Origin of the sequence: Mesorhizobium salmacidum (SeqCode) (assembly GCF_037179605.1) — a bacterium.
GTDB classification, from domain to species: domain Bacteria; phylum Pseudomonadota; class Alphaproteobacteria; order Rhizobiales; family Rhizobiaceae; genus Mesorhizobium; species Mesorhizobium salmacidum.
Genome location: NZ_JAPYKS010000006.1, coordinates 68,968 through 94,111 on the forward strand (window position 1 = coordinate 68,968; position 25,144 = coordinate 94,111).

The following is a 25,144-nucleotide window of genomic DNA, read 5'->3' on the forward strand; positions in this document are numbered from 1 at the left end:
CCAACGAAGGCCCAGCCGCCATCGAAGCCGCGACCGTCGTCAAGCCGCAGGACGCGCGGCTGCAGATGTTCGGCGAATTCTGGCACTATTTCTCGATCAACAAGGGCGCGGTGATCGGTCTCTTCGTCTTCGCCCTGCTGATCCTGATCGCCATCTTCGCGCCTTTGCTCGCCCCGCATTCGCCGGACGATCAGTTCCGCGACTTCTTCCTGACGCCGCCGGCCTGGCAGACGGGCGGCAACGCGCAGTTCCTGCTAGGCACCGACGCCGTCGGCCGCGATATGCTTTCGCGCCTGATCTATGGCTCGCGCTTCTCGCTCGCCATCGGCTTCGTCGTCGTCACCACGGCGCTGATCTCCGGCGTCATCCTCGGCCTGCTCGCCGGTTACTGCCGTGGCTGGGTCGACACGCTGATCATGCGCATCATGGACATCATCCTGGCCTTCCCATCGCTGCTGCTGGCACTGGTGCTGGTCGCGGTGCTCGGCCCTGGCCTCGTCAACGCCATGATCGCCATCGCCTTCGTGCTGCAGCCACACTTCGCCCGGCTGACCCGGGCCGCCGTGATGGCGGAGAAGACCCGCGAATATGTCGTCTCGGCCAAGGTCGCCGGCGCCAGCCATCTCAGGCTGATGCTGGTCACCATCCTGCCCAACTGTATCGCCCCGCTGATCGTGCAGGCGACGCTGTCCTTCTCCAACGCCATCCTCGAGGCGGCCGCACTCGGCTTCCTCGGCATGGGCGCGCAGCCGCCGACACCCGAATGGGGCACGATGCTCGCCGAAGCGCGCGAGTTCATTCTGCGCGCATGGTGGGTGGTGACCTTTCCCGGCCTCGCCATCCTGATCACCGTCTTTGCCATCAACCTGATCGGCGACGGCCTGCGCGACGCCCTCGACCCCAAGCTGAAGAGGTCGTGAGCATGTCCCTGCTTGAGATCAAGAACCTTACCGTTTCCTTCGACACCGCCGCCGGACCGTTCATGGCCGTGCAAGGTATCGATCTTTCGGTCGAGCCGCGCGAGGTGCTGGCGATCGTCGGCGAGTCCGGCTCCGGCAAGTCGGTGTCGATGCTGGCGGTCATGGGGCTGTTGCCCAACACCGCGACGGTTAAGGCCGACAGCATGGCCTTCGACGGCGTCGACCTGTTGAAGCTCAGCCCGTCCGAACGCCGCAAGATCGTCGGCAAGGACATCTCGATGATCTTCCAGGAGCCGATCGCCAGCCTCAACCCGTGCTTCACGGTCGGCTTCCAGATCGAGGAAGTGCTGCGCTTCCACATGGGCATGGATCGCGCCCAGCGCCGGGCCCGCGCCATCGAGCTGATGAAGCTGGTCGGCATTGCCGATCCGGAAGAACGGCTGAGCTCGTTTCCGCACCAGATGTCGGGCGGCCAGTGCCAGCGCGTCATGATCGCCATCGCCATTGCCTGCAATCCGAAGCTTTTGATCGCGGACGAGCCGACGACCGCGCTCGACGTCACCATCCAGAAGCAGATCCTCGATCTGCTCGTCTCGCTGCAGGCCAAATACGGCATGGGCCTGATCATGATCACCCACAATATGGGCGTGGTGGCCGAGACCGCCGATCGCGTCATCGTCCAGTACAAGGGCCGCAAGATGGAAGAGGCCGACGTGCTGTCGCTGTTTGAATCGCCAAAGAGCAATTACACGCGCGCGCTGCTGTCGGCATTGCCGGAAAACGCCGTCGGCGATCGGCTGCCGACCGTTTCCGACATGCTGTTCGAGCCTGCCCCCTCGGCGGCGGGAGCCTCCGCATGAGCACCACGGTCCTCGAAGGCAAGAACATCGTGCGCGACTACCATATCGGCGGCGGCCTGTTCACCGGACCGCGCACCGTGCATGCGGTCAAGGGCGTCTCCTTCACGGTGGACAAGGGCAAGACGCTGGCCATCGTCGGCGAAAGCGGCTGTGGCAAGTCGACGCTCGCCCGCATCATCACCCTGATCGATCCCGCGACGTCGGGCGAATTGTTCATCGACGGCAACAAGGTCGATATCGCCAAGGGCGGATTGACCAGGGAGATGCGCCGCAAGGTGCAGATCGTCTTCCAGAACCCTTACGGATCGCTCAATCCGCGCCAGAAGATCGGCGACGTGCTGGGCGAACCGCTGCTGATCAACACCGACAGATCGGCCGCCGAGCGGCGCGACCTCGCCATGAAGATGCTGAAGAAGGTCGGCCTCGGTCACGAGCACTACAACCGCTATCCGCACATGTTCTCGGGCGGCCAGCGCCAGCGCATCGCCATCGCCCGCGCGCTGATGCTCAACCCGAGCCTCCTGGTGCTCGACGAGCCGGTCTCCGCACTCGACCTGTCGGTACAAGCGCAGGTGCTCAACCTGCTCGCCGACCTGCAGGATGAATTCCAGCTGACCTATGTCTTCATCAGCCACGACCTTTCGGTGGTGCGCTACATCGCCGACGATGTGATGGTGATGTATTTCGGCGAGGCCGTCGAATACGGCTCGCGCGACGAGGTCTTTGCGGACCCCAAGCACAGCTACACCAGGACGCTGTTCGCCGCCACGCCGCGCGCCGATGTCGCCAGCATTAAAGCGCGGTTGGCGAAGAAGAAGGCTGCCTGACCGGAGGTCAGGCACCGTCCATCCAGTCACGACAGCTTCGCGATGATTGCCCGCAACGCCTCGCCGAACTTGTGGATCTCCTCGACCGTGTTGTAGTGCACCAGCGAGGCGCGGATGGCGCCGCTGTCCATCGACAGGTTGAGCCGCTTCATCAGCCGCGGTGCGTACATGTGGCCATCGCGGATGCCGATCTGCATCTCGGCCATTTCCTCGACGATCCTTTGCGGCGACAGCTTACCGATGTTGAAGCAGAAGGTCGGCACGCGCTCGTTGATGCGGGTTTCGTCGGCGACGCCGTAGATGGTCGCGCCGCAACCCTTCAGCACGCCCATCATCTCGCGCGCCAGCACCAGCTCATAGTCGCGGATGGCGCCCATGCCGGCGACGATGTTCTCGCGCCGCGAGCGGTTGTTGGACGGCGCGAGATTGCGGCCGATCAGTTCCAGATACTGTACGGCGGCATCCATGCCCGACACGTTCTCATAGATGAAGGTGCCGGCCTCGACCTTGTAGGGCGGCTCGTCCGGGATGAAATCCTCGCGGAAGGTCGGCAAGCGTTTCAGCGTTTCGAAGCGGCCCCACAGGAAGCCCATATGCGGCGAAAAGTTCTTGTAGCCGGAGCAGACGAGATAGTCGCAGTCCCAGGCTTGCACGTCGATCAGTCCGTGCGGTCCGTAATGCACGCAGTCGAGAAACACTTCGCCGCCGGCCGCATGCGCGATTTTCGCGACGGATGCGACGTCCACGATCGAACCGATCGAGTGTGCGGTGACCGTGCAAGCGACAAGACGGGTGCGGTCGGAGACCAGCGGACGCAAATCGTCGACATGCAGATTTCCGTCCTCGCGCATGCGCCACCACTTGAACTTGGCGCCCGCGGATTCCAGCACCAGCCAGGTGGCGATGTTGGCATCATGGTCCATGTCGGTGATGACGATCTCATCGCGCTCTTGCAGCATCTGGCCGATGCCGAGGCTGACCAGGCGGATGAAGGAGGTGGCGTTCATGCCGAAGCAGATTTCCGCCGGGCTGTAGGCATTGATCAGCAAGGCGACGCTTGTCCGAGCGTCGGCGACCGACTGGTCGACGGTGACGCTGCGGCCATAGCGGCCGCCGCGCTGGACATTGTGCGAGACCAGGTGGTTGGTCACCGCGTCGAGCACGCTCTGCGGGATCTGCGCGCCGGCGGCATTGTCCATGAAAATGAAATCGCCGGCCCGTTGCAGGGCAGGAAACATGGCGCGGATGGTATCGACGGGGAAGCCGCCGGTGGCCTGGGGATTGCTCAAGAATATCTCCTGCGAAGTGCTTGTGGTGAGTGGCTAGAGCAATTCCAGGAAAAGTGCGTAGCGGTTTTCCGTCCGGAATTGCGTGAAAACAAAGAGTTGGGGCGGTTCGGGGATTCCAACAAACACTGAACCGCTCTAGCGGGCTTTCTCGTCCTTGAAGCGGGCTTCAAGCAGGCTGACGAGACGAACCATCGGCCAAAGAAAGATGAGATAGACGAGCGCCGCGCCGATCAGCGGCGAGGGATTGGCGTAGAGCGACTGTGCGTTGGTTGCTTCCTTGAGCAGTTCCGGCAGGGCCACGGTGGAGGCCAGCGAAGTGTCCTTGAACATCGAGACGCAGTTGCTGGTCATCGGCGGGATGACGACGCGCACCGCCTGCGGCAGCACCACCTTGCGCAAGGTCAAAAGGAACGGCAGGCCAAGCGCCTGCGACGCCTCGAACTGACCGCGCGGAATGCTCTCTATGCCGGACCGGAACACTTCGGCCGAATAGGCCGACATGATGATGGCGAACGCGGTCACCGCCGACGCCCAGGACGACAGGCGAATGCCGAGGAACGGCAGCGCATAGTAGATCAGGATCAGCACGACGAGAACCGGCAAGGCGCGGAAGATGTCGGTGTAGCCGACCGCGAGCCAGCGCAGCGGCTTCGGCGCATAGAGCCGCAACAGGCTGATCACCAGGCCGATGGGAATGCCGATGCCGATGCTGAGCAGGCCGAGCAGCAGCGTGTTCAGGAAGCCGCGCAGGAGCGCCGGCAGGCTCGACGCGATGACGTCGGCATTGAAGAAAGTGTCGATCAGCGACATCAGGGCATTCCCGAACGGTGTTGCGTCATCTGACGCCAGGGCCCGACCCGGAATATCAAGATCGGCTTTGCCGAACGGATGCTGGTCCCGGGAAGGCTATGCGTGAAAACGGGACGTGCCGACCCCTTTCGAGCCGGCACGCCTTTCGTCCTGTCGGCCAACGCTCAGGCCTTGGGCAGCGGCATTTCCTTGACGGTCGAGGAATCGGCCGGGGCGTCGCTGCCGAACCACTTCTTGTGGATCGCGGCCAGCGTGCCGTCCTTCTTCATCGCCGTCAGCGCGTCGTTGAGCTTGCCGAGCAACGGATGATCCTTGGTCATCATCAGGCCGTACTGCTCGCCGGTCTTGATGCGCTGCTTGACCTTCAGATCCTTCATCTTGGTGAAGGAATATTCCATGCCGGGAATGTCGCTGACGGCGGCGTCGACACGGCCGGCGCTGAGGTCGAGCAGCAGGTTCTGCTGCGTGTCATAGCCCTTTACGTCGCTGAAGCCGTCGGCTTCCTGATGCGCCTTGACCCAGGTCTCGCCGGTCGAGCCCGAGAGCACGCCGACGATCTTGCCCTTGAGGTCCGCCTCGGTGTTGACCGCGCTGTCGGTCTTGGTGGCGATGCCCATGTCGGAATCATAGTAGGGCTGAGTGAAGGACTGCGACTTCAGCCGCTCCGGCGTGATCGTGATCGAGGAGATGGCGACGTCGATGCGCTTCGACGTGGTCGCGGCGAACAGCGCCTGGAAGCCGAGATCGGCGATGTCGGTGGTCATGCCGACGCGCTTGGCCGCCTCGTTGACGATGTCGACCTCAAAACCCTCGAACGTGCCGCTCTCGTTCTTGTATTCGAAGGGCGGGTTGGTCGGGTAGGCGCCGACATTGAGCACATCGGCGGCATAGGCGGTTGCCGGTCCGGCGGCGATGCCGATTGCCGCGGCGAAAAGGATGAGATTGCGACGGGTCAGGTTCATTGGTGGTCCCTCTGGGGTGTTCCCTCTGGTTGTTGATCGGGCGGGCTGCCCCGCACGGTTTCTTGCCGTCCCGCCTCCCAGCGGGGCGTCAATTCATGGTGGCGACCATGCGCTCGAGCGCGGACGCGATCTGGTCGCGATCGCATGCGTGTTCACGCGCGCGGCAAGGTCGGCGATGGTTTCGGTGTGCGGGTTCTGGGCGCACGCAGCGCAAGCATAGCGCGCGCCGGACGATGACTGGGGCAGCACAAACGACAAGGACTGAAACCCCTCCTACCCGGAGCAGAATGACGAATTGCCCGGAAACCCTCCAGCCCTACGGCCGCCATTGATCTTGAATGCTTATCCAAAGTGCCGCGCTTTTCAAGGCAAAAGTTTTAAGCTTAAAAAAGTTGCTCGGCTGCTGCTCGGCTAGGCGCTAGCGCGGGTCTTCCCGCGCCAGTTCGGCCCGGGCGGCGGCATGATTGGCCGCGGCGCCCGCACCGAGAAACATCGTGTCGCTGGCCAGCACGAAAAAGCTGGCGCCGACGGCTGCCCATTGGCCGACGGTCTGCGGGCTGGCGCAAAATATGCCGGAGGTCTTGTCGTGCGCGATCGTCACGCCGATGATCCTGCGGATCGCATCCGCGAGCTTCTCGGCGCCCTTCGGTCCGATCGCATCGATCGACACGGAGAGATCGCCGGGTCCGACGAAGACCACGTCGACGCCCTCCACTGCGGCGATCGCGTCGATGTTGGCCAACCCTTCGACGGTTTCGACCTGGATCGCGACGACGGTCCGCTCATTGGCGCCAGCCAGGTATTCGGGAATGCGATAGCCATAGCCGGCCGCGCGGCCGGGTCCGACACCGCGCTCGCCTCGTGGCGGATAGCGCGACGCTCTCACCGCCATTGCCGCCTGTGCCGGTGTCGAGACGCGTGGCACCAGCACGCCGTGCGCGCCGCTGTCCAATGCCGCCTGGATGGCTTCGGGCGCATGGCCGGGGACGCGCACCATCGCCGGCACGCGATGCACATCGGCGGCGCGCACCATGGTTTCGATCATCTCGCGTGAGATCTGGGCATGCTCCCAGTCAATGCAGAGGAAGTCGAGGCCGGACAACGCCATCACTTCGACTGCGACGGGGTGAGGAATGGCGGCGAAGGAGCCGACGAGACTGCTCTTGCCGATGCATTTCCGGCGGAACTCGCTCATGCCTATCCCTTTTCTCATCCCGCCAAATTCATATCGGCAAACCAGTGCCAGGCGAAGCTATTTCATGCTTGAAATATTTTCGCGGAGCCGTAGCGTGCGATCTTCGCCGGGAGGTCGCGACATGAACAAAGCACATCCGTTGCACGGCTCCAACAAACTGAAGCTTGGCGTCTTCTCGACCAATGCCGATGGCGGCCTTGCCATATCGGATGTGCCGGAGCGCTGGACGGCGAGCTGGCAGGACAATCTGACGGCAGCCCAGATCGCCGACCGCGCCGGGCTGGAGTTCCTGCTGCCGATCGCCCGCTGGCGTGGCTTTGGCGGCCGCAACAAGGTGCGCGAGCGGTCGTTCGAGACCTTCACCTGGGCGGCGGCGCTCAGCATGGCCACCGACCGCATCGGCCTGTTCATGACCGTGCATGTGCCGCTGGTGCATCCGCTCTATGCCGCCAAGGCGCTGGCGACGGTCGACCACATCAGCCAGGGCCGTGCCGGCCTCAACATCGTCTGCGGCTGGAATCCGAAGGAATTCGGCATGTTTGGCACGCCGCTGGTCGAGAAGGGTTACGACCAGGCGGCCGAATGGATTGAAATTCTGGAGAAGCTCTACGCATCGGCGGAGCCGCTCGACTATGAAGGCACCTATTATCACCTCAAGGAGGCGGTCAGCCGGCCGGCCAGCCTGCAGGTTCCGCGCCCGGTGACCATGAACGCCGCTTTCGGCGGCCCGGGCCGCGATTTCGCCGCCGCCAGATGCGATTATCTGTTCACGACCTTTTCCGAGATGGGCGATGCCGGCAAGCATGTCGCCGACATCGGCGAACGGGCCGACAAGGTTGGCCGGGAGGTCGGCGTCTACACCGTGGCCCATGTCGTCTGCCGCCCGACCATGGAAGAGGCGCAGGCCTACTACACACGCTATGCCGTCGATCTGGCCGACCACGAGGCGGTCGATGCGCATATGGCCGGCAAGAAGGAATTCTCGCAATCGCACGACCCGCATGCCTATGAGCGCTATCGCCAGCGTTTCGCCGGCGGCGCCGGCACCTATCCGCTGGTTGGAACGCCGCAGACGATTGCCGCCGAGATGGCCGCCATTGCCGCGCACGGCTACCAGGGCATTGCGCTATCCTTCGTCAACTACACCAGGGAATTGCCCTATTTTTGCGACCACGTGCTGCCGTTGCTGAGGCAGGCTGGGCTTCGCGAATAAAATATTCCGGAGAGACGAATTCTTTATTCCGGAACGACGGCGGTCGCCTGGATCTCCACCTTGGCGCGGTCCTCCACCAGCGCCACCACCTGCATGGCGGCCATCGCCGGAAAATGCCGGCCGATCACCTCGCGATAAGCCTCGCCGATCCCCTTGAGGTTACCGAGATATTCGGCCTTGTCGGTAAAATACCAGGTCATCGAGGTGATGTGCCGTGGCTCCGCGCCGGCCTCGGCCAGCACCGCGACGATGTTCTGGAGCGTCTGCCGCACCTGGCCGGCGAAATCGTCGGTCTCGAACTGGCATTGCCCGTTCCAGCCCACCTGTCCGCCAACGAAGACGAGCCTGCCGCGCGCCGCCACGCCGTTGGCGTAGCCGACCGGTTTTGCCCAGCCTTCCGGCTGCAGGATCTCGTGCATGTCGTCTCTCCGCCTTTCCAATATCGGGTCCGCAATATCCGCGTCTCAAAACAATCCATCAACGCGACCTGTTCAGGCCGCGCCCATCACTTGCCGCGCGATCACCACCTTCTGCACGTCCGATGCGCCCTCATAGATGCGCAGCGCGCGGATTTCGCGGTACAGGCTCTCGACGATGTGGCCTTTGCGGACACCGTCGCCGCCATGCAGTTGCACCGCTTTGTCGATCACCTCCTGCGCCTTGTCGGTGGCGAACAGCTTGGCCATCGCCGCCTCGCGCGTCACCCGCGCCGCACCCATGTCCTTGGTCCAGGCGGCGCGATAGACCAGAAGGGCCGCCGCATCGACGTCGAGCGCCATGTCGGCGATATGGCCCTGCACCATCTGCAACTCGGCCATCGGTGCGCCGAACAGTTTGCGCTCGGCCACGCGCTTGATGCTTTCATCGAGCGCGCGGCGGGCAAAGCCGAGCGCCGCCGCGCCGACCGTCGAGCGGAACACGTCGAGCACCGACATGGCGATGCGGAAGCCGTCGCCCGGCTTGCCGATCAGCGCCGAGGCAGGCAGCCGGACCTGGTCGAACGAAAGCCGCGCCAGCGGATGCGGCGCGATCACTTCCAGCCGTTCGGCAATACCGAGCCCCTTGGCGTCGCCCGGCACCAGGAAGGCGGAAAGCCCCTTGGCACCCGGTGCGTCTCCGGTGCGGGCAAAGACGACATAAAGGTCGGCGATGCCGCCATTGGAGATCCAGGTTTTTTCGCCCGTGAGAACGTAGCCGTCGCCATCGCGGGTCGCCGTCATTTCGGTATTGGCGACATCCGAGCCAGAGCGCGGTTCTGACAGGGCAAACGCTGAGATCGCCTTGCCGGCGCGGGTCTTCGAAAGCCATTGCTGCTGGTCAGGCGCCCCGAACAGGCTGAGTGCACCGGTGCCCAGCCCCTGCATGGCAAAGGCGAAGTCGGCCAACCCATCGTGGCGAGCCAGCGTCTCGCGCGTGATGCACAAGGTGCGTACGTCGAGCGGTCCAGGATTGTCGGTATCGAGCGCCGTCGGCTTCAGCCAGCCATCCTTGCCGAGCTTCGCCACCAGCTCGCGGCAGGCGGCGTCGACGTCATGATGATCGACGGGAAGGTTTTTGGCGCACCAGGTGTCCAGGTGCTCGGCGAGCTCGCGATGGCGGTCTTCGAAGAACGGCCAGTTGAGGAAGGAACGGTCAGGCATTTGTGCCTCCGCGGTACTTCAAGACCTGCGCTCTACGGCGCCCCCCTCTGTCCTGCCGGACATCTCCCCCTCTAGGGGGGAGATTGGCAGTATCGGAAGCGGCGCCCTTTCTGCGACGTTGGCGATTTGCGAAAGCGTACGTGATAGCCGATCTCCCCCCTAGAGGGGGAGATGTCCGGCAGGACAGAGGGGGGCGTTGTCCCGCCACCCTCTCCGATAGAACGCCCATCCTCAATTCCCCTCGAACACCGGCTTTTCCTTGGCCACGAAAGCCAGGTACGCCCGCTCGAAATCGCGCGTCTGCATGCAGATAGCCTGCGCCTGCGCCTCGGCCTCGATCGCCTGGTCGAGGCCCATCGACCATTCCTGGTTGAGCTGCGTCTTGGTGATGCCGTGGGCGAAGGTCGGGCCGGAGACGATGCGGGCCGCCATCTCCAGCGCGTCGGTCTCCAGAGCCGCCGCATCGACCAGCCTGTTGTAGAATCCCCAGCGCTCGCCTTCCGTAGCCGTCATGGTTCGGCCCGTGTAAAGCAGTTCGGCGGCGCGGCCCTGGCCGATGATGCGTGGCAGGATCGCGCAGGCGCCCATGTCGCAGCCGGCAAGGCCGACGCGGGTGAATAGGAAGGCGGTCTTGGCTTCCGGCGTGGCGATGCGGATGTCGGCGCTCATGGCGATGATGGCGCCGGCGCCGACCGCCACGCCGTCGACCGCCGCGATGATCGGCTTGCCGCAGTTGAGCATTGCCTTGACGAAATCGCCGGTCATGCGGGTGAAGGCCAAGAGCTGCTTCATGTCCATCTTGACCAGCGGACCGATGATGTCGTGGACATCGCCGCCGGAGCAGAAATTGCCGCCATTGGAGAGGAACACCACGGCGTCGACGTCCTCGGCATAGACGAGATCGCGGAACGTGTCGCGCAGCTCGGCATAGCTATCGAAGGTCAGCGGGTTCTTGCGCTCCGGCCGGTCGAGCCGGACCCTGGCGATCCGGCCCTCGACTTCCCACAGGAAATGCTTCGGCTTGAGGCCGGCCATTGCAGTCATTCGCGTCCCTCCCAGTTGCTGCGGAACGAGGTCAGCATGCCGGTCAGCCGGTGCGCATCCTCCTCGCTGACCTTGCCCAGCAATTCGCCGATCCAGCCCTCATGCGCCGCGGCGATGGTGGCAAAGGACTTCGTGCCTTCCTCGGTCAACCGCACCATCGAGGTACGGCGGTCGCCATTGCGGCGGGCCCGGGCGACAAGTCCTTCCGACACCAGCCGGTCGACAATGCCGGTGACATTGCCGTTGGACACCAGCAGGAAGCGCGACAGGTCGCTCATCAGCATGCCTTCCGGCGCCCGGTAAAGCGCTGCCATCACGTCGAAACGCGGCAGCGTCGTGTCGAATTCCTTCTTCAGGCGCTCGCGCAATTCGGCCTCGATCGTGCGTGAAGCCCGCAGCAGCCTTATCCAAAGGCGCAACCGGTCCTTGCCGGGACCCGATGGCACGGGCAGGGGGCCGGCTATCATGTTTCACCTCCCGAGATCGAAATCGCCTGTCCGGTGATCGACGCCGCCGCGTCGCCACACAACCACAGCACGGCTTCGGCAATTTCTTGCGGCTGGATGAAGCGGCCTTGCGGATTGGTCGAGACGAGGCTGGCTCGCGCCTCGCCGGCCGAGCGGCCGGTCTTTTCGATGATGCGCTGGATGGACTCCTCCAACATGTCGGTCTCGACGAAGCCCGGACACACCGCATTGACGGTGAGGCCGGATTTCGCCGTCTCGGCGGCCAGCGCCCGCATCAGGCCGACGACGCCATGTTTGGCCGCCACATAAGGCGCGACATAGGCGTAGCCTTTCAATCCAGCGGTCGAGGCGATGAAGACGATGCGACCTGCCTTGCGCGCGGCCATGCCGGCCAGCGCCGGCCTCACCGTCAGGAACGCCCCGGTCAGATTGACGTCGAGCGTTCGCTGCCAGTCGGCCAGGGCGATCTTGTGCGCCGGCGTGCTGCCGGCCATGCCGGCATTGGCAACGACGATGTCGAACGGTCCGCGCGCGGCCTCCGCCATCTCGTAAAGCGCCGCCATCCCCGCCTCACTGGTGACATCTGCGACGATGCCATGGATGCGGCCGTTTTCGCCGGCAACCTTGGTGAGCTCAGCTTCGCGGCGCCCACAAATGGTCACGCCGATACCAGCCGCGGCCAAAGTGAGCGCGATGGCCCGGCCGACGCCGGATCCGCCGCCGGTGACCAGCGCGTGCTTGCCGGGAATCGTTGTCGCGGCCGTCATACTTTCAGCCCCGCAGCGGCGTCACGCTCGGCCAGCCGGTAGAGCTGATCGCGCCCGGGCAGATAAGGATCCGGCCATTTGACGCCACGGTCGCCGAGCGTCACCGCCGCATGCAGCATCCAGTAGGGATCGGCGAGATGCGGCCGTGCCAGCGCCACCAGATCGGCGCGGCCGGCCATCAGGATCGAATTGACATGGTCGGGCTCGTAGATGTTGCCGACCGCCATCGTCGCCATGCCGACTTCGTTGCGGATGCGGTCCGAGAACGGCGTCTGGAACATGCGGCCATAGACCGGCTTGGCGGCAACCGACGTCTGGCCGGCCGAGACGTCGCATATATCGACGCCGGCCCCATGCAGCATCCGCGCGATCTCGACGGCGTCTGCCGGCGTCACGCCTTCGATGCCGACCCAGTCATTGGCCGAAATGCGCATCGAGATCGGTTTTTCCGCCGGCCAGGCGGCGCGCACCGCGTGGAAGATTTCCAGGGGATAACGCATGCGGTTTTCCAGTGAGCCGCCATAGGCGTCAGTGCGCTGGTTGGTGACCGGCGTAATGAACGACGACAGGAGATAGCCGTGCGCGGCGTGGATCTCGAGCATGTCGAAGCCGCAGCGATCGGCCATTTCGGCCGAGGCCACGAATTGATCGCGCACCAAATCCATGTCGGCGCGGTCCATCGCCTTCGGCACCTGATTCTCAGGCGACCACGCAACGGCCGATGCCGCCATGATAGGCCAGTTGCCCGAGGCCAGCGGCACGTCGGTGCCTTCCCAGCCGACACGGGTCGAACCCTTGGCGCCGGAATGGCCGATCTGGGCGCATATTCTGGCTTCGGTTTCGGTATGGACGAAGTCGACCAGTCGCCTCCACGCCACCTCATGTTCGGGCGCATAGAAGCCGGGACAGCCGGGCGTGATGCGTCCTTCCGGGCTGACGCAGGTCATCTCGATATAGACGAGTCCCGCACCGCCCTTGGCGCGTTCGGCATAGTGGGTGAAATGCCAGTCGGTCGGGCGGCCGTCGACGGCCTTGTACTGCGCCATCGGCGAGACGACGACGCGGTTGTTGAGGACCATGTCGCGCAGCTTGAAGGGCGCGAACATCGGCGCCCGGCGCAGCCTGTTGCCGCCGGCACCGGCCTGCCGCTGGAACCATTCTTCCGCGCCGCCCAGCCACTCGGCATCGCGCAACCGAAGATTCTCGTGGCTGATACGTTGCGAACGGGTCAAAAGCGAATAGTTGAACTGCACCGGATCGAGGCCGAGATAGCGCTCGACCTCCTCGAACCATTCCAGAGAATTGCGCGCCGCCGACTGCAGCTTCAGCACTTCGGTGCGGCGGGCGTCCTCATATTTGCGGAAGGCGGCCTCGAGGTCCGGCTCGGTCTCGACATAGTCGGCCAGCGCCACCGCACTCTCCAAGGCGAGTTTGGTGCCGGAGCCGATCGAGAAATGCGCTGAGGCCGCGGCGTCGCCCATCAGCGCCAGATTCTTGTAGGACCAGCGCTCGCAAAGCACGCGCGGGAAATTGATCCAGGCCGAGCCCCTGATGTGGTTGGCGTTGGTCATCAGCGCGTGGCCGCCAAGATGTTTGGCAAAGATGCGCTCGCACACCGCGATGGACTCCTGCTGCGACATCGCGCCGAAGCCGAAGGCGGCCCAGGTCTGCTCGCTGCACTCGACGATGAAGGTCGCGGTATCGCTGTCGAACTGGTAGGCGTGCGCCCACACCCAGCCATGCTCGGTCTTCTCGAAGATGAAGGTGAAGGCGTCGTCGAATTTCTGGTTGGTGCCGAGCCAGACGAACTTGCATTTGCGCATATCGATGTCGGGCTTGAAGATATCGATGAAGCTGTTGCGCGCCCTGGAGTTCAACCCGTCGGCGGCGACGACCAGGTCATGCGTCTCCATATAGGGTTTTGGGTCGGCGATGTCGGTTTCGAACATCAGCTTGACGCCGAGTTCGCGGGCGCGGCGCTGTAGCAGGATCAACAGCCGCTTGCGGCCGATGCCGCAGAAGCCGTGGCCTGATGAGACCGTGCGCACGCCGTCATGAATGACGGCGATGTCATCCCAATAGGCAAAATGCTTCTTGATCCAGACGGCGCTGACAGGATCGTTCTTCGCAAGATTATCGAGCGTCTCGGCCGACAGCACGACGCCCCAGCCGAACGTGTCGTCGGCCCGATTGCGCTCGAAAACCGTCACGTCGTGCGCGGCGTCCCTCAGCTTCATCGAAATGGCAAAGTAGAGGCCGGCTGGTCCGCCGCCGAGAACCGCAACCTTCATCTTTGCGATCTCCTCTTCGCTTGCTATGCCTCAGTATCGCGCCGGAGGTAAGATATTTCAAGCTTAAAGTTTTATGTCGATATGATCATGCGGCCTGGGTGGCGCGCTTGCCGTGACGTCCTGCAAGCGCGCCGCGAGGGATCATTTCTCCGGATTCTTCGGGCTCCACAGCACGGTCTCGGCTGTCTTCTCATAAGCCATGCCAGAGGGATAACTGATCGCTTCCAATTGCAGGCCCCAAGGTGCCTGGAAATAGAGGATGGTCTGGCCAGCGGCGGGCCCTTCCTTGACCGGCAGCGGCCCCATCCTTGTCTTGACGCTCTTGCCATCGAGATAGGCTTTCGCGGCGGCGACATCATCGACATAGAAGGCAATGTGGAAGCCACCAATGTCGCTGTTCTTGGGTGTCAGGTCCTTCTGGTCGGGCGCGGTGTATTTGAACAGCTCGATGTTTGATCCATAGCCGCAGCGGACCATGGTGACCTGCTCGATGACAGCTTTCGGATCAACGCCGAGCAGGTCTTGCATGAAGGTGCCCTTGTCGTCGGCGAACGGTCCGAACGACATCGCCTTCTTGCAGCCGACAACCTCGGTGAAGAAGTCGACCGCCTGCTTCATGTCGGGAACCGTGACGCCGGTATGGTCGTGGCCGCGCATGCCAGGGATCGAATCCGCCGAGGCCATGCCGGCAGTGCCCGAGATAGCAGCAGCAAGCGTTGCAATTGCGATTGTGGTCTTCATGTCAGTCCTCCTCCATTTGGCGGGACTTGATCCTTTTCCAGTCGCACGTCCGAGGCCCGCTTCTCGGCATGCGTTCGCCTTCATGTCGGCGCCTTGCCTGTGGAAGGGATGTCCAGCCAGCCCGCATCGATTTCCGGCAGCGGAATGGCTGCGATGAGGTCGCGCGTGTAGGCCTGCCGCGGCTTGGCGAACAAGGCGTCGGTGGCGCTCGCCTCGACGATGCTGCCCTCGCGCATGACGATCACCTGTTGGCAGAGCCGCCGGATCACCGACAGATCGTGGCTGATGAAGGCGACCGTCAGGCCCATCTCCACTGCAAGCTTCTCCAGCAATGTGAGGATCTGCGCCTGCGTCGAGACGTCGAGCCCGGAGACGATCTCGTCGGCGAGCACGAATTTCGGCGACAGCGCCAGCGCGCGCGCAATGCCGACGCGCTGGCGCTGGCCGCCCGACAATTCGTGGCGATAGCGGCTGGCGAAGCTTTGCGGCAGGCCGACACGTTGCAGTGCCTCGGCGACGCGCGCTTTCAGATTGTCGCCAAGCCCGTTCTGACGGAGCGGTGCGGCGATGATGCTGGCAATGGTGCGGCGCGGGTTGAGCGACGACATCGGATCCTGGAAGATCATCTGCAGGTCGCGGCGCAGTGGCCGCAGTGCCGCTTCCGGCAGATGCGTGATGTCACGGCCCTCGAAACGGATGCTGCCGGCGCTCGGTTCCAGCAGCCGCACCAGCGCGCGGCCGAGCGTCGATTTGCCGGACCCGGATTCGCCGACTATGCCGGTCACCGAGCCGCTGGGCAGGTCGAAATCCAGGCCTTTCAGAATCTCGGCCAAAGGTGCGCGGCCGATCAGCGGCTTGCGCGTCATGTCGGGCAGCGCGACCTTCAGCCCGCGCACGGAAAACAGCGGCTCAGCCATGCGGACGCCTCCAGGCCTGGTCGGCGGAAGCGATTTCGGCGGTAAGTCCGGCCAGCACCGTCTCGTCCACCGGCTTCAGCGAGGCGAAGGGATCGGTGTAGCGCGGTGTCGCAGCCATGAGTGCCCGGGTGTAGGGGTGCCGAGGTGCCGCGAAGAGATCAGCGGTTTCGGCTTCTTCCACCACCTTGCCGGCATAGAGCACCGACACTTTCTGGCTGATCTTGGCGACGACGCCGAGATCATGGGTGACGAACAGGATCGCGGTGGCGTGCTCGCGCTGCAACGCGGCGATCAGCCGAAGGATCTGCTTCTGCACGGTGACGTCGAGCGCCGTGGTCGGCTCGTCGGCGACGATCAGCCGTGGCTCGGCGGCGAAGGCGGCGGCGATCAGCACGCGTTGGCGCATGCCACCGGACAGTTCGTGCGGATAGCTCTTCAGCACGCGGTCGGGGTCGCGGATCTGCACCTCGTCCAGCAATTGCCGGATACGCCGGTCGGCCTTGTCGCCGCTCCAGCCGAGGATGCGCACCAGCCGGTCGGTCATCTGCGGGCCGATGCGGCGCGAGGGGTTGAGCGCGGTCAGCGGGTCCTGCGGGATCAGCGCCGTGCGCGCGCCGATCAGCGTGCGCCGCGCCTTGGGCTGGAGTTTCCCGAGGTCTTCGCCCTCGAGCCGCATATCGCCTTCGACGATGCGCACGCTCGGTGGCAGGACGCCAAGCACCGCCTTGCCGATCATCGTCTTGCCGGCGCCGCTTTCGCCGACGAGCGCGCGCACCTCGCCGGGTTGCACGGAGAGCGAAACAGAACGCAGCACGCGCTGGCCGTTGGCCAGCACGGCGCTCAGATTGGCGATGTCGAGACAGGCGCTCATCGCAGCACCGGATCGAAACGGGTCTTCAGAGCTTCGCCGAACTGGCTGAAAGACAGCACGGTGAGGATCAGCGTGATCAGCGGGAAAACCAGCACCCACCATGCCTGATGGATCGAGAGACGGCCCTCGGCGATGATGCCGCCCCAGGTCGGATCGTCGGTCGAGATCGACAGATTGACGAAGGACAGGATCGCCTCGACGATGACGGCGATACCCATTTCAAGCGACAGCAGCGCCACGATCGACGGCACCACATTGGGCAACACCTCGCGCAGCATGATGCCGATGCGGCCGTAGCCGGCGATGCGGGCATTCTCGACATAGTCCATGCGCGACTGGCCCATGGCTTCGGCGCGGATCACGCGGCAGAAGCGCGTCCAGTCGATGATCGCGATGGCGAGAATGACGGAGCTTAAGCCGGTGCCGAGCACGGCAACCAGCAGAATGGCGAACAGCACCGGCGGGAAGGCCATCCAGACGTCGACGATGCGCGAGATGATGCGATCCGCCCAGCCGCCGAAATAGCCAGCGATCAGCCCAAGCATTGAGCCGACGACGCAGGCGGCGATGGCCGCCGCGAAAGCAACGATGAACGCGATGCGGCCACCAAAAATCAGGCGCGAGAGCAGGTCGCGGCCGAGGCTGTCGGTGCCGAGCCAATAGCCGGGCTCGGCGCCATCGAGCCAGAACGGCGGCAACCGCTCCAGCATCAGGTCCTGCGCCAGCGGATCCTGCGGGGCGACCAGCGGGGCGAAGATCGCTGCCAGCAGCGCCAGCAGCAGCCAGCCTCCCGCCAGCCATAGCTTTGCGCCTGAGCCATGTCGCGAGATGCGTGCCTCATCCATGGCGCAGCCTCGGATTGAGCAGCGCATACATCATGTCGACGGCAAGGTTGATCAGCACGAACAGCAGCGCGAAGACCAGCACGATGCCCTGGATCAGCGGCAGGTCGCGGTTGATGACGGCGTCGATCGCCATGTTGCCGAGGCCCTCATAGGAGAACAGCCGTTCGACGATGACGGTGCCGCCGATGAGGAAGGTGAATTGCACGCCGACCAGGGTCAGCGTCGGCAGGGCGGCGTTCTTCAGCGCCTCGCGCAGGATGACCTGCGTTTCAGAAAACCCTTTGACCCGCGCCAGCACGACATAGTCGAGGTCGAGCACTTCCTTCAGCGACTGTTTCAACAGCTGCGAGATGATTGCCGCCAGCGGCAGCGCCAGGGCAATCGCCGGCATCAGCATGTGCTTCAAGAGATCCCAGGTGAGGTCGAAGCGCAGCCGAAGCAGGCTCTCGAACAAATAGAACTGGGAGACGAAGGGCAGGTCGAGTTGCGGCGACACGCGGCCCGAAATGTCGAAGATCGGCACCAGCACACCGAACAGCAGGATCAGCACGAGGCCCCAGAGGAAATCGGGAATGGAGAGCGCTGCACCGCTGGCGATGTCGATGCCGGCTTCGACCGCCGTACCGCGTTCGCGGGCGCCGAGTATCGCCGTCGTGCCGCCGATCGCCACCGCCATGACAAGCGCGACGATGGCAAGCTCAAGCGTCGCTGGCAGCCGGTTGAAGACGAGGCCGAGCACGTCTTGCCGCAGCGAGATCGAGGTGCCGAAGTCGCCGCTGGCGACACCGGACAGCCAGATGAAGAACTGCTGTACGATCGTCTTGTCGAGCCCGTACAGCGCCCGCAGCCGGGCGATGTCGGCGTCGGTGGCGCCGGGCGGCAGCATCATGGCGATCGGATCGCCGGGTGCGACGCGGATGACCACGAACACGACGACGGCCACGCCGAACAGCGTGATCAGCATCGTCGCAAGACGGATCAGGAATCGTTGCAGGAGCATTCTGGCGTTGGCCTAGCGTGTTCTAACGAGCAGCCCCTTCATCCGGACGCTTCGCGGCCACCTTCTCTCCGAGGGGGGGAAGGTGGCCCGGAGGGCCGGATGAGAGGACCTGCGCAAGTTGCACGCCGTCTTGCGACGGCGTGCCTTGGCGTCTGTCTCAGGCCGGGGTCATCAGCGCCGGCAGCAGCGCGCCTGAAATATGCTGCACCACGTTGACGCCCTTGGCGTGCACGATGGGCTGTGCGTACTGCATCAGCGGCAGCACATAGGCCTGCTCGGCGATGTATTTGTCGACCGCCTTCCAGCCGGCGATGCGCTTGGCCTCGTCCTTCTCTCCCCACAGCGGGTTGATCATGTCGATCAGGTCCTGGCTGTCCCAGACCGAATGCGGGCTCGGTCCATACATGGCAAAGCCGGTCGAGGTGGTCGGATCGCCAATGGCGTTGCCCCAATTGTAGAAGGCCGCGGGCGCGAGCTTGTCGGCGGCGCGCAGCTCGTAGTGCTTGGCAATCTCGTAGACCTCGATCGTCGCCTCGATGCCGACCTTGCGCCACATGCCGACGATCGCCTGGATCATCTCGTAGTCCTTGGGCTTGAAGCCCTTGGTCGTCTGGATGGTGAACTTGACCGGCTTTTCCGGCGAATAGCCTGAGGCGGCCAGCAGTTCCTTGGCCTTTTCCGGATTGTGCTCGACCTTGATCGAGGCGTCGAACGCCGTGTATTCCGGTGTTTCCAGCGTGGCGATCGGCTGGCCATAGCCGCGCAGCAGCCGCTTGACCAGAAGCTCCTTGTCCACCGCCATGACGGCTGCCTGGCGCACGTTCTTGTCGAGCATGGCTTCGATGTCGTTGAAGAAGATCATGCCGATATCGGAAACATTCTTGATCGAGCCGGCGAGCCCCTCCTTGGCGATCAGCCGGTCATACTCCTCGTAGGGGATTTCGAGCGTCACCTGCGAGGAGCCGGATTCAATCTCTGCCACGCGGCTCGCCGCATCGGTGACGAACTTGATCGTCACATTCTCGAAGGCGGGCTTGCCGCCCCAGTAGTTGGGATTGGCTTTCAGCCGCAGGAAGGCGTTGCGCTCGAATTTTTCGACCATGTAGGGGCCGGTACCGATCGGCGCCTTCTCGAAACCTTCGGCGCCGACCTTCTCGTAATAGGCCTTCGGCATGATGTAGCCGGTCAGGAACGACATCCATTTGAAATAGACCGGGTCGAACTGGACGACGTCGCCTGATATCTTGTTGCCGTCGATCTTGAAATTGCTGACGTTCTTCCAGACGAACTGGATCGGGTTCCCGGTCTTCTCGTCGCCCGCCCGCTGCAGCGACCAGACCACGTCTTCCGGTGTGAACGGCGTGCCGTCATGCCATTTCACGCCTTCGCGCACTGTCATCATAATCTTGGTGCGGTCCTCGTTCCAGCCCCATTCCGTCAAAAGGCCAGGCGCGAAGGACAGGTCAGGCTTCTGCGGGATGAACTGGTCGAACACCGACTGGTAGAGGCCCTGGATGGTCGGGTTTACGGCGGACGGTCCGGTGGTTGGATCCCAGGACGGCAGGTTGACGTTGTAGGCGATGGTCAGTTCGCCGGCGGCAGCCTGGGCGATCTTTGGCAGGCCGACGGCGGCTACGCCAAGTGCCGCGGCACTGTATCCCAGCAATTCGCGTCTGTTGATTGTCATGGTTGTTCCCCTTGTTGGTTATTGTCTTCGCGCAGCTTCGTCCGGTCATTGGTTCGGCTTCGTCGGCAGCAGCGCCTTGCCTCTCGTCGCCCTCATGAAATCGTCTGGCCTACCTCCCGCCAAGCTGTTGCGCGAGCATGAAGCCCGAGGCGGCACCCGTGCCGGCTCCGGGCCATGTCGCGGCGCCGGTGAGATGCAGATTGGTCACCGGCGTGTTCCAGCCGGCATAGCCGCGCGCCGGACGGAACAGGAAATTCTGCGCCAGATGATGGCTGCCGCAGAGCTGGTCTCCACCGACGAGGTTCGGATTCTCGCGCTCGAGATCGATGGGCGAAAACACCGCGCGATCGAGGATTTTTGCGCGCAGGCCAGGCGCGTAGGTTTCGATGATGTCGAGCACCCGGTCGGCATAGGCGTCCTTGACGTCGTCCCAATGCGCCGGCGCGATTTCGGCCGAGGCGTTGCCCGCGATTTCGGCGGGCAGCATGCGCACCTGCACCCACAGAACATGCTTGCCCGCGGGTGCGCGCGACGGATCGACCGCGGTCGGCTGGCCGACGACCAGCACCGGTTCACTAGGCAACATGCCTGCCACCGCCTGCTGATAGGTGCGCGACATCTGGTCGAGCGATGACGCCAGATGCACATAGGCGAACTGGCGCAACTCTGCCCCGGCGCGCCAGTCCGGCAGATCGTCCAGCGCGAGGTGGATCATCATCGTGCCCGGCGCATGTCGGAATTTTTGCATCGCCATGTCGAAGCCGGCGTCGCCGGAACCGCCGGGCAGCAGCTTGCCGGACAGCGCCTTGGGCGCCACGCCTGCAATCACCGCCTTGGTGGCGGTATGCTTCTCGCCGGAAGCAAGCCGCACACCTGTCGCCTTGCCGCCGGAGACCGTGATCTCGGCCACCTCGGCGCTGGCAATGATCCTGCCGCCGGCGGATGTCACCATGCCGGCCAGTGCCCGGATGATCGTATCGGCGCCGCCCTTGCCCAGCACCATGCCAAAACTCTGGTTGGCCATCGATTCCAGATAGGGAAACACGGCACCGCCGGCGGTGTCGGGCGCGAAGTCGAGATGCATGCCCCAGGTGGCGAGCGTCGCCCTGATGTGTGGAGACTCGAAATTTTCCTCCAGCCAGGCACGCGGCGAAGACAACAACAGCCGGCCGGTGTCGAGCGCGCCCGAAACACCCTTCTTGCGCCACAGGTTCCATGCGGTGGCCGCAAGCGCCCGGGCGCTCATCGGCGAGCCCAGCAGCTTGAACAAATGCTCGGCTTCGGCCGGGAAGGCGGCAACCAGCCTGCGCCATGTCGCGGCATCGGCGGCGGAGAACGCGGCCATGCGGCTGGCGGTCTTTTCCAGCTCGTTGCTGACCCCGAACCAGCGTCCATCCGGAAAGGCGCTGGCGAAACAGTCGGCGACCGGGGCGAATTCCAGCCCCTGCGCTTTCAATTCATTTGCATATTTCCGGTGGAACGCCGAGCCGGCGAACAGGCTCAGATTCATCGCGCCGAAATCATGGCGGAAGCCGGGGAGGGTGAATTCGCGGGTCTGGACGGCGCCGCCGATTGTTGCGCCGCGTTCGAAAACCCCAGTTTTCCAGCCCTTGAGCGCCAGATGCGCGGCGCATGCCAGAGTGTTGTGGCCCGCCCCGACAAAGATGGCGTCGAACTCGCTCACGCCCCGTTCCCATTTCCTTTATGCTTAAAGATAATTGCAGATGCATATGTTTTCGTCTAGTAGGATATTAAGGGCCGAGACGAGCCTTGATCATGTCAGACAAGAGGGAACAGAGACCATGGACAGCCAAAAACTCCTCGGCGAAGTCGCCGCCCAGCTTCTTTCCGGCGCCATCAAGGTGGTCGACCTGACAGCGCCGCTCGGGCCGGACACACCGCTGATCAAGCTGCCGCCGGAGCTTGCCGTCGATACGCCGAAGGTCGAGATCCATTCGATCTCCCGCTATGACAAGAACGGTCCATGGTGGGCGTGGAACTGGCTGAAGCTTGGCGAGCATTCCGGCACGCATTTCGACGCCCCGCAGCATTGGATCTCCGGCAAGGATTATCCGGATGGCGCCACCGACACCATTCCGGCGCAGAATTTCATCGGCCCGGTTAATGTCATCGACTGTTCGAAGGAGGCCGCCGCCGATCACGATTTCCTGCTCACCGTCGACCACATCAAGGCCTGGGAAGCCAAACATGGCGCGATCAACGCCGGCGAGTGGGTGGTGATGCGCACCGACTGGTACAAGCGCAACGGCTCGGAAGCCGAATTCCTCAATGCCAACGAAACCGGGCCGCACACGCCCGGCCCGACGGCGGAAGCCATCCAGTTCCTGATCAGCAAGGATATCAAGGGCTGGGGCTCGGAGACCATTGGCACCGATGCCGGCAAGGCCGGCGGCATGGAGCCGCCATTCCCGGCGCACACGCTGATGCACAAGGCCAACCGCTACGGCCTCGCCAGTCTCTGCAATCTCGACCAGCTGCCGCCGAAAGGCGCGATCCTGATCGCGGCCCCGCTCAAGATCGAGCACGGCACCGGCAGCCCGATCCGCGCGCTGGCGCTGGTGGCGGGCAAATAGGGCGAGGGCGGTCTTCGGGAGAAGATCATGGTTGCAGGTGATGGTGTAGTGACGGGTGGGGGGCAGCCTGACAAGGCCGCCGCTCTACGGCGCACGCTACCCCGCGCAATTGACCCCCTCCCCCCGACCGGGAGCACCCGCCGATGAACGCCCCCGATCACATCATCGTCGGCAGCGGCATCAATGCGCTGGTCTGCGCGGCGATGCTCGGCGGCAAGGGCGCCAAGGTGCTCGTGCTGGAGCGCAACGACCGCATCGGCGGCTGCATGCGCACCGAGGAGATCACCGCGCCCAGCTTCATTCACGACGTGATGGCGACGACTTTCGTTCTGTTCATCACCTCTCCGGCATTCGCGGCACTGGGCGCCGATCTCGCCCGGCACGGGCTGGAGTTCTGCCATACCGGCACGCCGACCGGAGTGCTGCGGCCCGATGGCAGCCACGCGGTGCTCACCACCGACCGTGCCGCCAACATCGCCGCGCTTAACAGGATCGCTGCTGGCGACGGCGACCGCCACGCGGAAGATGTCGGCGGCATCGAGCGCAATGCCGGCCTGCTGTTCGGCCTGCTGGGCGGTAGCCTGTGGTCGTACCCGACCGCGAAGCTGCTGGCCGGCGATGCCTGGCGGCGTGGTCCGCGCGGGCTTGCCGCCTTTCTCGGCGACGCCCTGGTGCCGGCGCGTAGCTGGCTGGAAGGCACGTATCAGTCGGAGACAGTCCGCGCGCTCTGGGCGCCGTGGGTGCTGCATGCCGGGCTTGGCCCCGAAGACGCCTTTTCCGGCCAGATCGCCAGGGTGATCGCCTTCGCGCTGGAGGCGGCCGGCGCGCCGATCGTCAGGGGCGGGGCGCAGAACCTGCTGTCGGCTTTCGAGGCGCTCATCAAGGAGCGCGGCGGCGTCATTTCCACCGAAGCGGACGTTGCTTCCATCCTCCTGGCCGGAGGTCGCGCCACAGGCGTGCGGCTGGCCTCGGGCGAAACGGTTCACGCCACCAAGAGCGTCATATGCTCGGTCACGCCGACGCAGCTTTACGGTCGCCTGCTCGGCAAGGACGCTCCGAAGGGCGACGTCGAAGCGACGCGGAAATACCGCTATGGCAAAGGCAATTTCCAGATCCACTACGCCCTCGACAAGCCGCCGTCCTGGCGCGGCGAGGGCCTCGACAAGGTGGCGCTGCTGCATCTGACGCCTGGACTGGACGGCGTGTCGAAGGCCTGCAACGAGGCGGCGCGCGGCATGCTGCCCGAAGTGCCGACCATCTGTGTCGGCCAGCCGCATGCGCTCGACCCGTCGCGCTGCCCGGAAGGCAAGGCGATCCTGTGGCTGCAACTGCCCGAGGCGCCGCGCCACATCAAGGGCGACGCCGCCGGCAAGCTGCAGGCACCGGCTGACGGGCAATGGACCGAGGCGCTGCGCGAGGCCTATGCCGATCGCGCCGAAGCGATCCTCGCCAGCCATATCGACGGCTTCAAGGACAGCATCGTCGCGCGCCGCGCCTATTCGCCGGCCGATCTCGAAACGATGAACATCAACCTGGTTGGCGGCGACCCTTATGGCGGCTCCTCGGCTATCGACCAGTCGTTCCTGTGGCGGCCGTTCAAGACCAGCCGCAATCACCAGACCGGCATCAAGAACCTCTACCATATCGGTGCCTCGACCCATCCCGGTGCCGGTCTCGGCGGCGGCTCGGGTTTCCTGCTGGCGGGGAAGCTGTGATGGAACAGAAGGTCGCCGAAAAACGCCAGCGCATTTCGACCCTCGGTCAGATCGGCCTGCAGCAATTCGCGCCCTATCTGATGAACCGCATCATGGGCCGCTACAACGCCACCCTGCGTGATGATTTCCGCAAGCAGGGCTTGACGATTTCGCAGGTGCGCACGCTCGCCGTGCTGTCGGTCGCAGACGGCGTCACCGTCAACGACCTCTCGGTCTATACCGTCATCGAGCAGTCGACCTTGAGCCGCACGCTGGACACGCTGGAGGGGCAAGGGTTCGTGCGGCGCGAGCAGGGCGTCACCGACAGCCGCATTCGCCACGTGTTCCTGACCGACGAGGGCCGAGCCGAGTTCACCCGCGCCTGGCCGGCCATGCATGACGCTTTCGAGGCCATGTTCGACGATATCGACGACGCTGAATATGCAGCACTTATCGCCACGCTTTTGAAGATGCTGAAGAACATTCGCAAGCACGACATCTAGATGTACG

General features: G+C 64.2%; 24 protein-coding genes. 7 read left to right on the top strand and 17 right to left on the bottom strand.

Going from position 1 to position 25,144, the window contains the following annotated elements:
* Positions 1-65: 65 nt before the first annotated feature.
* From O7A60_RS10080 to O7A60_RS10090, 3 genes are read left to right on the top strand one after another with little or no spacing between them, the layout of a single operon-like run.
* Positions 66-920, top strand: a complete 855-nt coding sequence (locus O7A60_RS10080; protein ID WP_246672893.1) for an ABC transporter permease subunit — start codon at positions 66-68, stop codon at positions 918-920.
* Between the two features lie 2 nt (positions 921-922).
* Positions 923-1,780: an ABC transporter ATP-binding protein gene (locus O7A60_RS10085; protein ID WP_337106116.1), complete on the top strand. Its 858-nt coding sequence runs from the start codon at positions 923-925 to the stop codon at positions 1,778-1,780.
* Complete coding sequence (locus tag O7A60_RS10090) at positions 1,777-2,607, top strand: dipeptide ABC transporter ATP-binding protein (RefSeq protein WP_337106117.1); 831 nt, start codon at positions 1,777-1,779, stop codon at positions 2,605-2,607. Before O7A60_RS10085 ends, O7A60_RS10090 begins: the two co-directional genes overlap by 4 nt.
* A 26-nt stretch (positions 2,608-2,633) precedes the next feature.
* On the opposite strand, the gene O7A60_RS10095 is transcribed toward O7A60_RS10090, so the two are convergent.
* The 4 genes from O7A60_RS10095 to O7A60_RS10110 all read right to left on the bottom strand — a co-directional run bounded on the left by O7A60_RS10095 (position 2,634) and on the right by O7A60_RS10110 (position 6,863).
* A complete protein-coding gene (locus tag O7A60_RS10095) occupies positions 2,634-3,896 on the bottom strand; it encodes a cysteine desulfurase-like protein (RefSeq protein WP_337106118.1) in 1,263 nt (420 codons plus the stop codon).
* 135 nt (positions 3,897-4,031) lie between these two features.
* Positions 4,032-4,706 carry an amino acid ABC transporter permease gene (locus tag O7A60_RS10100; RefSeq protein ID WP_127870695.1) on the bottom strand — a complete coding sequence of 225 codons (675 nt, stop codon included), beginning with the start codon at positions 4,704-4,706 and terminating at the stop codon, positions 4,032-4,034.
* A 164-nt stretch (positions 4,707-4,870) separates the two neighbouring features.
* Positions 4,871-5,668: an ABC transporter substrate-binding protein gene (locus O7A60_RS10105; RefSeq protein WP_337106120.1), complete on the bottom strand. Its 798-nt coding sequence runs from the start codon at positions 5,666-5,668 to the stop codon at positions 4,871-4,873.
* Between the two features lie 418 nt (positions 5,669-6,086).
* Positions 6,087-6,863: an HpcH/HpaI aldolase family protein gene (locus O7A60_RS10110; protein ID WP_337106121.1), complete on the bottom strand. Its 777-nt coding sequence runs from the start codon at positions 6,861-6,863 to the stop codon at positions 6,087-6,089.
* A 121-nt stretch (positions 6,864-6,984) separates the two neighbouring features.
* On the opposite strand from O7A60_RS10110, the gene O7A60_RS10115 reads away from it, so the two are divergent.
* Positions 6,985-8,076 carry an LLM class flavin-dependent oxidoreductase gene (locus O7A60_RS10115; protein ID WP_337106122.1) on the top strand — a complete coding sequence of 364 codons (1,092 nt, stop codon included), beginning with the start codon at positions 6,985-6,987 and terminating at the stop codon, positions 8,074-8,076.
* A gap of 23 nt (positions 8,077-8,099) precedes the next feature.
* Here the strand turns inward: O7A60_RS10115 and O7A60_RS10120 are convergent, their stop codons facing one another.
* From O7A60_RS10120 to O7A60_RS10180, 13 genes are all read right to left on the bottom strand, one after another.
* Positions 8,100-8,495: a RidA family protein gene (locus tag O7A60_RS10120; protein WP_027142129.1), complete on the bottom strand. Its 396-nt coding sequence runs from the start codon at positions 8,493-8,495 to the stop codon at positions 8,100-8,102.
* Positions 8,496-8,567: 72 nt separating this feature from the next.
* Entirely contained in the window at positions 8,568-9,716 is a 1,149-nt protein-coding gene (locus tag O7A60_RS10125) for an acyl-CoA dehydrogenase family protein (protein WP_337106123.1), read from the bottom strand.
* A 231-nt stretch (positions 9,717-9,947) separates the two neighbouring features.
* Positions 9,948-10,760 (bottom strand): enoyl-CoA hydratase family protein, encoded by an 813-nt coding sequence (locus tag O7A60_RS10130; protein ID WP_027142127.1) that lies wholly within the window; start codon positions 10,758-10,760, stop codon positions 9,948-9,950.
* On the bottom strand, positions 10,757-11,227 hold the full coding sequence (locus O7A60_RS10135) for a MarR family winged helix-turn-helix transcriptional regulator (protein WP_337106124.1): 471 nt from the start codon (positions 11,225-11,227) through the stop codon (positions 10,757-10,759). The genes O7A60_RS10130 and O7A60_RS10135 overlap by 4 nt, the downstream gene beginning before the upstream one ends.
* Entirely contained in the window at positions 11,224-11,994 is a 771-nt protein-coding gene (locus O7A60_RS10140; protein WP_337106125.1) for an SDR family NAD(P)-dependent oxidoreductase, read from the bottom strand. The genes O7A60_RS10135 and O7A60_RS10140 overlap by 4 nt, the downstream gene beginning before the upstream one ends.
* Entirely contained in the window at positions 11,991-14,285 is a 2,295-nt protein-coding gene (locus O7A60_RS10145) for a bifunctional salicylyl-CoA 5-hydroxylase/oxidoreductase (RefSeq protein WP_337106126.1), read from the bottom strand. The genes O7A60_RS10140 and O7A60_RS10145 overlap by 4 nt, the downstream gene beginning before the upstream one ends.
* Positions 14,286-14,426: 141 nt before the next feature.
* On the bottom strand, positions 14,427-15,026 hold the full coding sequence (locus tag O7A60_RS10150) for a VOC family protein (protein ID WP_337106127.1): 600 nt from the start codon (positions 15,024-15,026) through the stop codon (positions 14,427-14,429).
* A gap of 80 nt (positions 15,027-15,106) precedes the next feature.
* Complete coding sequence (locus tag O7A60_RS10155) at positions 15,107-15,943, bottom strand: ATP-binding cassette domain-containing protein (protein ID WP_337106129.1); 837 nt, start codon at positions 15,941-15,943, stop codon at positions 15,107-15,109.
* A complete protein-coding gene (locus O7A60_RS10160) occupies positions 15,936-16,814 on the bottom strand; it encodes an ABC transporter ATP-binding protein (RefSeq protein ID WP_337106130.1) in 879 nt (292 codons plus the stop codon). Before O7A60_RS10160 ends, O7A60_RS10155 begins: the two co-directional genes overlap by 8 nt.
* On the bottom strand, positions 16,811-17,659 hold the full coding sequence (locus O7A60_RS10165; RefSeq protein WP_337106131.1) for an ABC transporter permease: 849 nt from the start codon (positions 17,657-17,659) through the stop codon (positions 16,811-16,813). The genes O7A60_RS10160 and O7A60_RS10165 overlap by 4 nt, the downstream gene beginning before the upstream one ends.
* Positions 17,652-18,659: an ABC transporter permease gene (locus tag O7A60_RS10170; RefSeq protein ID WP_337106132.1), complete on the bottom strand. Its 1,008-nt coding sequence runs from the start codon at positions 18,657-18,659 to the stop codon at positions 17,652-17,654. The genes O7A60_RS10165 and O7A60_RS10170 overlap by 8 nt, the downstream gene beginning before the upstream one ends.
* 157 nt (positions 18,660-18,816) lie before the next feature.
* Positions 18,817-20,346, bottom strand: coding sequence for an ABC transporter substrate-binding protein (locus tag O7A60_RS10175; RefSeq protein WP_337106133.1), 1,530 nt, complete (start codon positions 20,344-20,346; stop codon positions 18,817-18,819).
* A gap of 109 nt (positions 20,347-20,455) precedes the next feature.
* Complete coding sequence (locus tag O7A60_RS10180) at positions 20,456-22,030, bottom strand: phytoene desaturase family protein (RefSeq protein ID WP_337106134.1); 1,575 nt, start codon at positions 22,028-22,030, stop codon at positions 20,456-20,458.
* 118 nt (positions 22,031-22,148) lie between these two features.
* Between O7A60_RS10180 and O7A60_RS10185 the strand changes: the two genes are divergently transcribed.
* The 3 genes from O7A60_RS10185 to O7A60_RS10195 all read left to right on the top strand — a co-directional run bounded on the left by O7A60_RS10185 (position 22,149) and on the right by O7A60_RS10195 (position 25,137).
* Complete coding sequence (locus O7A60_RS10185; RefSeq protein WP_337106135.1) at positions 22,149-22,940, top strand: cyclase family protein; 792 nt, start codon at positions 22,149-22,151, stop codon at positions 22,938-22,940.
* A 143-nt stretch (positions 22,941-23,083) separates the two neighbouring features.
* The gene (locus O7A60_RS10190; protein WP_337106136.1) at positions 23,084-24,655 is read left to right on the top strand and encodes a phytoene desaturase family protein; all 1,572 of its coding nucleotides are present in this window, start codon (positions 23,084-23,086) and stop codon (positions 24,653-24,655) included.
* On the top strand, positions 24,655-25,137 hold the full coding sequence (locus O7A60_RS10195) for a MarR family winged helix-turn-helix transcriptional regulator (RefSeq protein ID WP_140510587.1): 483 nt from the start codon (positions 24,655-24,657) through the stop codon (positions 25,135-25,137). The genes O7A60_RS10190 and O7A60_RS10195 overlap by 1 nt, the downstream gene beginning before the upstream one ends.
* Positions 25,138-25,144: the final 7 nt, after the last annotated feature.

Coding starts and splice junctions, on each gene's coding strand:
- O7A60_RS10080 (WP_246672893.1), top strand. CDS start 66: ATGTTCGGCGAATTCTGGCACTATTTCTCGATCAACAAGGGCGCGGTG.
- O7A60_RS10085 (WP_337106116.1), top strand. CDS start 923: ATGTCCCTGCTTGAGATCAAGAACCTTACCGTTTCCTTCGACACCGCC.
- O7A60_RS10090 (WP_337106117.1), top strand. CDS start 1,777: ATGAGCACCACGGTCCTCGAAGGCAAGAACATCGTGCGCGACTACCAT.
- O7A60_RS10100 (WP_127870695.1), bottom strand. CDS start 4,706: ATGTCGCTGATCGACACTTTCTTCAATGCCGACGTCATCGCGTCGAGC.
- O7A60_RS10105 (WP_337106120.1), bottom strand. CDS start 5,668: ATGAACCTGACCCGTCGCAATCTCATCCTTTTCGCCGCGGCAATCGGC.
- O7A60_RS10110 (WP_337106121.1), bottom strand. CDS start 6,863: ATGAGCGAGTTCCGCCGGAAATGCATCGGCAAGAGCAGTCTCGTCGGC.
- O7A60_RS10115 (WP_337106122.1), top strand. CDS start 6,985: ATGAACAAAGCACATCCGTTGCACGGCTCCAACAAACTGAAGCTTGGC.
- O7A60_RS10120 (WP_027142129.1), bottom strand. CDS start 8,495: ATGCACGAGATCCTGCAGCCGGAAGGCTGGGCAAAACCGGTCGGCTAC.
- O7A60_RS10125 (WP_337106123.1), bottom strand. CDS start 9,716: ATGCCTGACCGTTCCTTCCTCAACTGGCCGTTCTTCGAAGACCGCCAT.
- O7A60_RS10130 (WP_027142127.1), bottom strand. CDS start 10,760: ATGACTGCAATGGCCGGCCTCAAGCCGAAGCATTTCCTGTGGGAAGTC.
- O7A60_RS10135 (WP_337106124.1), bottom strand. CDS start 11,227: ATGATAGCCGGCCCCCTGCCCGTGCCATCGGGTCCCGGCAAGGACCGG.
- O7A60_RS10140 (WP_337106125.1), bottom strand. CDS start 11,994: ATGACGGCCGCGACAACGATTCCCGGCAAGCACGCGCTGGTCACCGGC.
- O7A60_RS10145 (WP_337106126.1), bottom strand. CDS start 14,285: ATGAAGGTTGCGGTTCTCGGCGGCGGACCAGCCGGCCTCTACTTTGCC.
- O7A60_RS10150 (WP_337106127.1), bottom strand. CDS start 15,026: ATGAAGACCACAATCGCAATTGCAACGCTTGCTGCTGCTATCTCGGGC.
- O7A60_RS10155 (WP_337106129.1), bottom strand. CDS start 15,943: ATGGCTGAGCCGCTGTTTTCCGTGCGCGGGCTGAAGGTCGCGCTGCCC.
- O7A60_RS10160 (WP_337106130.1), bottom strand. CDS start 16,814: ATGAGCGCCTGTCTCGACATCGCCAATCTGAGCGCCGTGCTGGCCAAC.
- O7A60_RS10165 (WP_337106131.1), bottom strand. CDS start 17,659: ATGGATGAGGCACGCATCTCGCGACATGGCTCAGGCGCAAAGCTATGG.
- O7A60_RS10170 (WP_337106132.1), bottom strand. CDS start 18,659: ATGCTCCTGCAACGATTCCTGATCCGTCTTGCGACGATGCTGATCACG.
- O7A60_RS10175 (WP_337106133.1), bottom strand. CDS start 20,346: ATGACAATCAACAGACGCGAATTGCTGGGATACAGTGCCGCGGCACTT.
- O7A60_RS10185 (WP_337106135.1), top strand. CDS start 22,149: ATGGACAGCCAAAAACTCCTCGGCGAAGTCGCCGCCCAGCTTCTTTCC.
- O7A60_RS10190 (WP_337106136.1), top strand. CDS start 23,084: ATGAACGCCCCCGATCACATCATCGTCGGCAGCGGCATCAATGCGCTG.
- O7A60_RS10195 (WP_140510587.1), top strand. CDS start 24,655: ATGGAACAGAAGGTCGCCGAAAAACGCCAGCGCATTTCGACCCTCGGT.